Source organism: Hyphomonas sp. TMED31 (genome assembly GCF_002172815.1).
GTDB classification, from domain to species: domain Bacteria; phylum Pseudomonadota; class Alphaproteobacteria; order Caulobacterales; family Hyphomonadaceae; genus Hyphomonas; species Hyphomonas atlantica.
Window position 1 is genome coordinate 1 of record NZ_NHCK01000100.1, and the last position, 10,289, is coordinate 10,289.

The window sequence follows — 10,289 nt, forward strand, 5'->3', positions numbered from 1 at the left end:
ATTGGAACCGTATTTCGCACTGCCCGGCCCGCGCACGACTTCAATGGCGCTCGCCACTTCATGATGCGGCTCGAACAGGGAATTCACGTTTCCGAAGGCGGGCGAGCGCACCGGCACGCCATTCTCCATGATCAGGAAACTGCCCTGCCCGGCCCCGCCGGTCAGGACGGGGCTGCGGATGGCGATCAGGTGCTCCTGCCCGGAATTCATCTGGATGTTCACGCCGGGCAGCTTGTTCAGGATTTCGGCTGGATGGTCCGCAAGCGTGTCCGCGATCTCGGCATTATCCAGAACGGCCAGGCTACCGGGATCGGTCTCTGCCCGGTCACCCCAGACATTGACCGGCTCCAGTCGTTCCTGCGCGGCTACCGGCATTGCAGCCGCCAAAGCAGCACCACTCGCGGCGAACACGCCTGCCCAAATTCGTCTCATTCTCATGTCTCGCACTCGTGCCAATCCCAGACCTGAAGTCTAGGCCTGACCGTGCGACAGGCGAGGGAAAAGATCAGCCGCCCGTGAACAATTGATATGGCAATGCGCCGACCACTGCGCCGGACAGACAAGTCGCCAGCGTGCCCGCCAGCAGGGTCCGCCAGGCCAGCGCCAGGAAATCGTCCCGCCGCGCTGGCTCCACAATGCTCAGGCCGCCGATCAGGATGCCCATCGAACCGAAATTGGCNAAGCCGCAAATGGCGTGCGCCGTGATCATGCGTGTGCGCGGATCCATTGCGTCAACCGGAACTTCGGCCAGTTGAAGGAAGGCGACAAANTCCGTCANCACGGTCTTNACCCCCATGAGAGAACCNGACTGCGCCGCCTCTCCCATTGGCACGCCGATCATGTACATTAGCGGCGCGAAGATCCAGCCCAGCACCCGCTCGATGGATAGCGGCGCGCCCGCCACATCCGGGAACAGTCCAAGTCCGGCATTGACCAGCCAAAGCAGGGCCAGCGCCGCGATCAGCATGGTCGTGATGTTCAGAACGATCTTCAGGCCGTCAGACGCGCCGGTCGAAAAGGCATCCATAGTCGAAGAATAGCTGAAATCCGGCTCTTTCATACGCTCGGTCGCGGGCGTCGTCTCGGGGACCAGACAGAGTGCAACAGCCACTGCCGCAGGGGCTGCCATGATGGAGGCGGTCAGCAATTGTGCCAGCGGATTTTCCATCTTGCCTTCGAGGAATGATCCATAAACGACCAGCACACTGCCAGCGATGGTCGCAAAGCCTGCCGTCATCATGATCAGCAATTCAGACCGGGTCATCCCCTTGATGTAGGGCCGGATCAACACGGGCGCTTCGGTCATGCCCATGAATACGTTGGCGGACACAGCAAGAGACGTTGCCCCGCCAAGCCCCATCGCACGCTGGAAGATATAGGCAAAGCCATTCGTGATCCATTGAAGGATACGCCAGTGCCAGAGAATGGCGGATAGCGCAGCGACAACGATCACGATCGGCAGGATCTGGAAGAAGAACAGCGGCGGCGGCGAGCCATCCATCAATTGCTGCGCGGCCACATTGTCCCCGACATAGCCGAACACAAAACTCGTGCCGGCCCGCGTCGCATTCTGCAGGCCATCAACCACGTCATTGGCCTTGAACAGGATCGCGCGCACGAAGGGAATGCCGAACAGGATGAGCGCGAATACGAATTGCATGATCGTTGCGCCGACGACCAGCTTGAACGGGAACAGCTTGCGCTTCTCCGACAAGACCCAGCACACGCCATAGATCAGGACGATGCCGATCAGCGCCCGCGCATTGTCCCAACCCCATTCATATCCCGCGATTGAAAGCATCCGCCGCTCCCTTTCCCCAAAGTGTCACATTCAGGCTTAGCCGCGCCGTGGCCGAAGGGGAAGCATTCTTGTGCGCTACCGGGTGCAACTCCCCGAGCCTGCCCATCCTTCGACTTCGCTCAGGATGAGCGCTGCAATCTGGCAGCAGGGTGCGGACTCATCCTGAGCGAAGTCGAAGGACGAGCGAAGTNGNAGCACAGGCGCGGAAGACCAGAGCCCGGCCCTCTCCCAACGTCCGGCTTGCGCCGCCCGATTGCGCCTGCTCAACTGCCCCGCATGGAAACGCTCATCCCCATCGCGCACGAAATTGCCGACAAGCTCATGACGCGCGGCGAAACCGTCGCCGTCTCGGAATCCTCGGCGGGCGGCCTGATCTCCGCCGCCCTGCTCGCCGTTCCTGGCGCGTCCCGCTACTATCGCGGTGGCGGCGTCATCTACACGCCGAAGGCTTTCAAGCATTTGCTGGACCTGACCCGCGAAGACCTTGGCGACATGCGCTCCTCAACGGAGCCCTATGCCCGCCTGCTTGCCAATACGATCCGCGGAAAGCTCGCCGCCGATTGGGGCATTTGCGAAACCGGCGCCTCCGGCCCAACCGGCAATGGCTATGGCGACGCAGCGGGCCATACCTGCGTAGCGGTGGTTGGCCCGAACCGGTTTGAAATCTCCACCACGCTGGAAACCGGCCTCACCGACCGCCCGGAGAACATGCGCCTCTTTGCGAAAGAGGCGCTCGAAGTACTCCAGGCGGCGATAGGCTGACCTACCCCACCTTGCAGACGCAGAGCTTGTTGCCGTCCGGGTCCCGGAAATAGGCACCGTAGAAGGTTGGCATGCGCTCGCCCGGTTCGCCTTCGCACGTGCCGCCCAATTCCAGCGCCTTCTTGTAGGCCCGGTCAACCGTGTCGCGATCCTTGCATGAGAGCGCGGGCATGACACCATTTCCAACGGTCGCCGCCTCGCCATCATAGGGGCCACCAATCCCGATCATCGGCTGTCCGGGGCCCGTTGCGTAGAATTGCAGACGGTCATTGGCATAGACGCGCTGCCCGCCCAGTTCCCCGAGAACGGCATCGTAGAATTCCAGCGCCTGTTCCTTGTTGTTCGAGCCTAAAGTCACATAAGCCAGCATGGGTATCCTCCGTGGATGCGTCTTGGTGTTGACNNAACGCAATCATGCCGCGTCATTGCGCGCAAGAGGTGACCCTAGGGGCATGCTTGACGTTTACGTCAGCGTTTGGTCAGAGACTGGGGCAAACAGTCAAAGGAATGAGGAGTCTTCCCATGTCAGATATCCGTTTCGACGATCGCGTCGCCATTGTCACTGGTGCGGGTGGCGGTCTCGGCCGTTGTCATGCGCTGGAACTCGCCCGCCGNGGCGCNAAAGTGGTCGTNAATGACCTNGGCGGCTCAATGGACGGCACNGGCGGCAACTCCGAAGCGGCNGAAGCCGTTGTNAAGGAAATCGAAGCGCTCGGCGGCGAAGCCATTGCAAACGGTTCGTCTGTTTCCGACGAAGCTGGCGTGAAGAAGATGATCGACGATACGATGGCCAAATGGGGCCGCATCGACATCATCATCGCCAATGCCGGTATCCTGCGCGACAAATCCTTCTCCAAGATGACACAGGGCGACATCGATCTGGTGCTCGACGTTCACCTGCGCGGCACGTTCATGCCGGTTCACGCAGCCTGGAACATCATGAAGGAACAGAATTTCGGNCGCATCGTGGTCACCACCTCCTCGACCGGNCTCTANGGCAATTTNGGNCAGGCNAANTACGGNGCNGCCAAGCTNGGCGTGGTCGGCATGATGAACACGCTGAAGATCGAAGGCGCGAAAAACAACATCAAGATCAACGCAGTCTGCCCGATTGCGGCAACCCGCATGACGCAAGGCCTGATGCCAGATGAAGTGCTGGCCCAGCTGAAGCCTGAATATGTCACGCCGGGCGTGATGAATCTGGTGAAAGACGATGCCCCATCCGGCATGATCCTGTCCGCAGGCGCTGGCGCATTCTCCATGGCCCGCATCGTTGAGACCGAAGGCGTCTTTGTCGGCCAGGGCGAAGGCCTGTCCGCTGAAGCCGTCGCCGCGAAATGGGACCAGATCACTGATGTGGCCACCACGAAGCCGGCCTTCCAGTCTGGCGGTGAGCACGGCCAGAACATCTTCGCAGCCGTTGCAGCCGGCATGAAAGGCTAAGGCTCACGCCTTGCCAAATACGCGATCGGGGCGCAGGGTTCTCTCGTGAAAGGAGACTCCCATGCGCCTCATCGCTCTTGTCCTGTCCGTGACCCTTCTCGCCGGCTGTGCCTGGTTCGAGAAGCCCCCGGAAGACCTGCCGCCCATTGAGGCGGAAGCACCGCCTCCCGCTCCAGAAGCGCCGGATGACGCGCCAACCCTGCCCCAAACCGCCGGGGTCGGTGAGACCTGTGGCGGCATCGCCGCCATTGCGTGCGAAGACGGCCTGTTCTGCAAAATGGAGGATGGCGCCTGCCGTAACATCGCGGACCCTGCGGGCGTCTGCTCCGAAGTCCGCCCGATGTGCACACGCGAATACCGCCCGGTCTGCGGCTGCGACGGCAAGACCTATGGCAATACATGCGAAGCCCACGCCGCCATGACCAGCGTCGCCAGTGAGGGCCCCTGCTTGCAGGAAACCGCGTCGGACTAGCGCTCGGGAACCAGCCCGAACACCTGATCCAGTTTCGGGCTTATTCCTGCATCGCCTTGAGATACATGGAATTTACCGGTCGCGAGAAGACGCGCTCCACCATTGGAACGAAAAATTCCAGCGGCTCGCTCTCATAGTCCGGATCGAATGCGGCCTGATCATAGAGATGGCAGAATTGCGCGCAGTGCTCGTAGTGCGGGCTGTCCTTGAAATGCTCCCGCAAATTCCGGTCGAGGCCGATATGGTGGAAGAAATAATAGCCCTGGAACGCACCATGATTGGCCACCATCCAGTGATTGGCCTCTGACACGAACGGCTTCAGGATCGCAGCGGCCACATCCGGGTGATTATAGCTGCCCAGCGTGTCGCCGATATCATGCAGCAGCGCGCAGACGACATATTCCTCGTCCCGCCCGTCGCGGTGCGCGCGTGTCGCCGTTTGTAGCGAATGTTCAAGCCGGTCGACCGGGAATCCGCCAAAGTCCCCATCCAGCAAGCGAAGATGATCAAGCACGCGCTTGGCGAGGCCCTTGTTGAAGCTTTTCGAGTGCTCAACAATGATGTCCCAGTCTTCCTTCGTGCCTTCCAGCATTTCCCGGAATTTCGCGCGGTCGCCCATTTCGTGCCCGTCGGCCATGTCTGTCTCTCCCTTGTGTTTTACCGGAGACTACACCGATGACGCGCGCGTCACAAATGGAAACGCCCCCGGCCCTTTCGGACCGGAGGCGCGACTGCGACGCTTGCCTGACGCCTAGTCCCAGAGGGAGCCGAGCGCGAGACGTTCCCGCCATGTGTTGCGCGGCGGTACATGCGCTGGCCCACAATCTGGACAGACATGATTGTGCAGCCGATCCGCCAGCTTCCAGGCTGACTCGCCTGTCCGGATACCGGATGCCACCACAACATCGACCAGGCTCCGCAAATGGGCGTCACTCAGATCATCATTGTTCCGCAGCAAGGCTTCCGCCAATCGCCAGCCCGCTGCGTCCTGGCGCAGGGCCATGACCACAGGCGGACTGGACGATTTTCGCACTGCGTACACTGCCATCCGCCCCATTGCGAGATCGGCTGAGAAGTCTCGCAGACAGTTGCGAAACTCCAGGGCGATCTCGTTCAGGGCCTTGCGTGTCCGGACGGGCTTGAACCAGTCCGGCAGAGCGGGTGGCGCAAGCACGAGACCGAACTCGTCCGGCTGGAGTGCTTCGGCTGCCATATCGAACAAGGCTAGCGGGCTGGTTGCCCGGCTCCACCGTTGCACGATCCTGGCCGCTTCACCGCTGCCATGAATCTGCAGGGCAAGAGCATAGGCTTCCGCCAGATCCTCCACAGCCTCCGGTCGATGTGGCAAGTTCGCCAGAATGCCCGGCACACGAAGCGCGGCCGGAATCTTTGCGATCAGGCCCAAACGAGCCGCTTCAATCCGCGGCATATGCCGCAGGACTTTCACCGATTCCGGATCGGCAAACAGCTTCAGGAGATTGGCATACGCCGCTGCATCCCAAAGAGTTTCTCCGATCCGCCCCAATGCTTTCATCAAACCACCGGGGGCCTCGCCACCCATCAGGATGCGAGCCAAATCCGCGTCGCGGGCGCGCTCCACCGCGTGAACAATGTCCACGCCATCATCGGCGGAACTGTTCCAGCGGCGCTCCAGCAGGATAGCCGCCGCGTGGCGACGCGCCGTGGGAAGGGTCAGGAACCCTCCGTGTGGCGCGGGCCAGAAACGGGCGATCCGTTCAGCGTGGAGCCCGGCCACATGGCCGAGCAAGGGCGTCGCTGCCGACGGCTTGCCAAACAGCAAGACGCCAGCGCGGGTCATGGGCGCGCCCATGATCCACCTCCTTTCATACGATCCGCAAGCTGATCTCTTCAGCTCGGAATCATCGAAGTTCAGATATTGTCGATATCAGGAGGCGACCGGCCACTGCGCGGGCGCCGCTGATGGCACTCCCCGCATCTGCGAGGAGCTGCTTGTATTTCTACAATTTAGCTTCATCTCGTTTCTTCCGGTAAATACACCAAACCATCCGCTTACGAATGAATAGCTTGACAGGAATTGGGCGTATAAACCACGCTGCGACATGTTGTCAACCTTTGAGGCAAACAATTTGTTTCAGTGTGTGAACCACTTCCACAAGACCTGTCTGCGCGGCCACGACGGCGTCCTCGCGGCCGTGAAAGTCATCCGCTGACCGAACAAATGCCTTTCAGGGCAGTTCAGGCGATGATTAGTCCGCCACCACGCGGGCGCTTTGTTCGAACCGATCAACAAAATCGGAAAGCTCGATGACGAAATCATCTTCGTCATGGAATGCCTCATCCGAAAGGTGCGGCTGCTCGCGGGCCTTGTACCAGTCTGCATATTGCTCGGTTTCGCGGCTCAGCTTCCTGTAGTGGGTGGAATAGGTCTTCACGCGCATCAGTGGAGTCTCGCCATCGAACTCAAGGCGCATCAAACGCATCCATCCATCACCGATTCCAACGGGCCAGGCGGACTGCACACCCGCTTCAATCGCGGTCTGTCCCCGGTCCTGATAGTCCGCCAACACCTGCCAGACCTTGCGACCGGCGGCGTTGTCGTCCACACGCCACGCCTGTCCGTGCTGATGACCGCACAGAACGAGGAAGATCTGCTCATTCTGGCTGATCAGTTTTTCCCAGACCATCTGAGGCGAATTGTGGATTGGGTCGACCGCATGCCCGTCCACGATGGCGTTCGGTGCGCGCTCGCCATCCTGTCTCAAATAGTCATGCGTAGAAATGATCGTCGGCAAGCCGGGATAGGCCTCCATCACGGACGCAGCCCATGCCAGCGTATCGTTGGGGGGATCGAACTGAAGGCCGATATGCAGGAAGCGATACCCGCCCGCCTCGAAGACCTGCGCGCTATCGGCCCCGCCATCATGGCTGGAAACGTACCAGGGCTTGTCTTTGAAGAATTCGGTGTCGGCCCCGAACACGGACCGGAAATTCTCCAACCCGCCCGGATGAAGCACTCCCAGCGAGCCCGCCAGATCATTCATGTCGACTTCTGCAGGGCTCGTTGCCTTCGGCGGAAACTTCGCATCGGTCCACATCGCGTCGTAATCATGGTTGCCCGGAACGACAGAAAAGGGTGTCTTTCCCGCGATCAGGCTGAAGCCTTCATGGGCTTTCGGCATTTCCACGGTCAGGGTCTTGTCACTGGGGGCGAGGTGCGCGTTCATGATCGGGTTGGGAACAGACTTGAAGCCCCGCGCCGCATGCTCCGGGTCCATCGCCAGTGTCTGATGCTGCCAGACATCACCCAATGAGGTGACAAAGGCGATATCACCTCCCTCGCTTTCCAGATTGTCGGCAATGTACTGCATTTGCTCCAGGAACAGCTCATTGGCGTCGAACGGAAAGCCCTCTGCCATCTGATGGGTGTAGTCCAGATAATTCTGAGTATCCGGCAAAACGGCAATCGTGAAACCAGAATCCTGCTCGGCCCCGGCATTGGCGACCTGCTTCGCCGGCGGCGTCGCGACGGTAACCCGCTCGGCTGGCGCAGGCGCGCTGCAGGCGGACAGCAAGATGGCTGAAGAGGCAAGAAAAACCGCCGATGGCAGGCGAACAGATCGGGGCAGACGAATCATGAAGTGTCTCCGGCGCGGGTGAGAGTGCGAACCGCCCCTCGCCTACCTGCGCAGCATGACAGTTTCTTTGGTGCCCGCGCCCGAAAACGAAAAAACCCCGGACATTTCGGTCCGGCGGTCTGAATGGATCACGGAAAGATCCACATACAGGGAGATTTGGGCACCGTGTTCGGCGCACTATCGCCGATGCGCCTAAGACTGCTTCGAAGACACACCTTCATTCTGTCATCACTACTACACCATTCACTACACGAACGAACCGTCCATATAGCTTGGATTTGTGACTGACGGCCACCCAGCTTCCATCAAGCGAAGCAGGGGCTCGTCAGGTCCAGGCGTCCCAGATCGGCGGTTGGGAATAGTCATCCACTCCATTGTCTGACCAATCCCCTGAATCACGGTCATCCATCATGGACTCGCGCGAGCCACCGTCGGAATCGAACCAATCCGCATCACTGTACAGAGCGACAATCTCTCCATGCGCTTCCGCCTCGCCCGAATGGGACACGGCAGTCATGGTGTTGCCTGAGGATGACGCCATTGTCACTGCGCTGATTGCCGTGTCGCCGGAATCGTACAGAAAATGGTCTTCTGACAAATCCGACAGCAGAACGCCTTCCAGCGTCAACATACCCATCTCTGCAACGTCACCGAACAAAACAACATCTGAGCCTTGCTGTTCGGCGGCGGCCAAAATCTCCGAAAAAGAGGTAAAACCTGTACCTTTCAGATCGATAAAGTCAGACGAGGGATCAAAATCGGTGATCACATCATTCCCTTCGGATACGCGGAACAGGTCCCGGCCAAAACTGCCGGTCAATGAATCATTCCCTGCCCCGCCATCGAGGATGTCATTGCCGGCCAGGCCGTTGAGGTCATTGTCCCGTGCATCTCCGATAAGATAGTCGTTCCCGGTTGACCCAATGACATTTTGGATGATGGAATCAATAGCGTTGCCATCCCCTTCCAGGACAAGCCCCAGGTCTGCAAAGGCTTGATTGATCGCGTCATACCAACGGCTCGCGATTTCCGTATAACCCTCATCGGTCGGATGCAGACCATCATCGTTCCGGTTGTCCGGGCCGACATCGCTGATCAGGTCGAGGGACAGGTCGCTCATGTCCACCAAGTGGATGTTGGTCAGGCCGTCCGCATTCAACCGCGCCACAAGATCCATAATTCCCTGATTGGCCACCGCCAGTCCGGGCAACGCCTCTGCATTTCGCGGATTCACCGGATCCTGCGGCAACAGAGTGGACACGAAGATCTGGGCATCCGGGTTCTCTGCAAGAATGATGTTGATGAGACGTTCGATATCCTGCGGCGTGGTCTCGCCCGCATTGGACACTTGCTGATAGGAGTCATTCGTGCCTGCCATCAACAAGACGACGTCCGGTACGAAGCTGGGCAGCTGGGCCGCCAGATAGTTCGCAATCTGGTCTGCCCGGATGCCCGGCGTGCCTTCGTGATTCTGGTCCAGCAGATTGTCAGGGCCGGTCGCCTGACGTCCGACATAATCGATCAGGATGCCCTGTGCGACAAAACTTTGCCAGAGGTCATCCCGATATCCGCCCAGGCTCGTATCATTCGCTTGTGCTGGCCCAATCTCGATCCCGTACGTGATCGAGTCACCGAGCGGAAGAAATTTGAGCGGAATCGACCAGCTGCCATTTCCCAGATCGACCAGACGGCCGTCCGCTTCGTCTGAAAACGACAATGTGTCCGCAGGGGGCGGCGGTGGCAAAGGCTCTCCCGTGGCGACCAGCGAGACATTGTCGATCAGCGTACCGCGCCCGTCATTGCGGCTCGTCTCCACAAAGGCGATCGTGTGATCCCCTTCCGTTAGCGCAACTTCCAGCTCAAACTGCTGCACGCTGCCCTGCACGCTCGTATCAACCGACGCAACGACCACACCATCCACAAGCACGTCAAAGCTCGCAATCCAGTTGTCATCCCGGCGCCGCGCATGGTCCAGGCTCAGAAGGTAGATCCCCTCCTGTCCCTCCGCCACCGTCACTGTCTGCTGGATACCGGAGTTCTCCCGGCCTGCCAGTTCAACCAGACCATTGCCCGCAACACCCAGGTCCGAAACCGCATTCTCCCCCTTCTGGATCTCGAGATCCCCCTGGATCGCAATCCAGCCCGGGATCGCATCGAACAGACCCCAGCCCGACGCCCCCGTAACAGGGTTGTC

The 10,289-nt window shown here is 59.9% G+C and carries 10 protein-coding genes; 3 read left to right on the forward strand and 7 right to left on the reverse strand.

Annotated features, from left to right (window positions below; genetic code table 11):
* Both CBB91_RS13925 and CBB91_RS13930 read right to left on the reverse strand, forming a co-directional pair.
* On the reverse strand, positions 1 to 432 hold a 432-nt coding region (locus tag CBB91_RS13925), incomplete at its 3' end, for a Plug domain-containing protein (protein WP_273014773.1).
* A gap of 73 nt (positions 433 to 505) precedes the next feature.
* Entirely contained in the window at positions 506 to 1,801 is a 1,296-nt protein-coding gene (locus tag CBB91_RS13930) for a nucleoside transporter C-terminal domain-containing protein (protein WP_273014774.1), read from the reverse strand.
* Positions 1,802 to 2,077: 276 nt separating this feature from the next.
* Here CBB91_RS13930 and CBB91_RS13935 point away from each other — a divergent pair, with 276 nt between their 5' ends.
* Positions 2,078 to 2,563, forward strand: a complete 486-nt coding sequence (locus tag CBB91_RS13935; protein WP_273014776.1) for a CinA family protein — start codon at positions 2,078 to 2,080, stop codon at positions 2,561 to 2,563.
* 1 nt (position 2,564) lies between these two features.
* On the opposite strand, the gene CBB91_RS13940 is transcribed toward CBB91_RS13935, so the two are convergent.
* On the reverse strand, positions 2,565 to 2,933 hold the full coding sequence (locus CBB91_RS13940; RefSeq protein WP_035552838.1) for a VOC family protein: 369 nt from the start codon (positions 2,931 to 2,933) through the stop codon (positions 2,565 to 2,567).
* A 152-nt stretch (positions 2,934 to 3,085) separates the two neighbouring features.
* Between CBB91_RS13940 and CBB91_RS13945 the strand changes: the two genes are divergently transcribed.
* Positions 3,086 to 4,006 (forward strand): SDR family NAD(P)-dependent oxidoreductase, encoded by a 921-nt coding sequence (locus CBB91_RS13945; RefSeq protein WP_273014778.1) that lies wholly within the window; start codon positions 3,086 to 3,088, stop codon positions 4,004 to 4,006.
* Positions 4,007 to 4,067: 61 nt separating this feature from the next.
* Positions 4,068 to 4,478 carry a Kazal-type serine protease inhibitor family protein gene (locus CBB91_RS13950; protein ID WP_273014779.1) on the forward strand — a complete coding sequence of 137 codons (411 nt, stop codon included), beginning with the start codon at positions 4,068 to 4,070 and terminating at the stop codon, positions 4,476 to 4,478.
* 40 nt (positions 4,479 to 4,518) lie between these two features.
* Here the strand turns inward: CBB91_RS13950 and CBB91_RS13955 are convergent, their stop codons facing one another.
* From CBB91_RS13955 to CBB91_RS13970, 4 genes are all read right to left on the reverse strand, one after another.
* The gene (locus CBB91_RS13955; protein ID WP_273014781.1) at positions 4,519 to 5,115 is read right to left on the reverse strand and encodes an HD domain-containing protein; all 597 of its coding nucleotides are present in this window, start codon (positions 5,113 to 5,115) and stop codon (positions 4,519 to 4,521) included.
* Positions 5,116 to 5,229: 114 nt separating this feature from the next.
* Complete coding sequence (locus CBB91_RS13960) at positions 5,230 to 6,309, reverse strand: hypothetical protein (RefSeq protein WP_273014783.1); 1,080 nt, start codon at positions 6,307 to 6,309, stop codon at positions 5,230 to 5,232.
* A 397-nt stretch (positions 6,310 to 6,706) separates the two neighbouring features.
* Positions 6,707 to 8,095: a metallophosphoesterase gene (locus CBB91_RS13965; RefSeq protein WP_273014784.1), complete on the reverse strand. Its 1,389-nt coding sequence runs from the start codon at positions 8,093 to 8,095 to the stop codon at positions 6,707 to 6,709.
* A gap of 325 nt (positions 8,096 to 8,420) precedes the next feature.
* The coding region (locus tag CBB91_RS13970) for a GDSL-type esterase/lipase family protein (RefSeq protein ID WP_273014786.1) at positions 8,421 to 10,289 on the reverse strand (1,869 nt) is incomplete at its 5' end.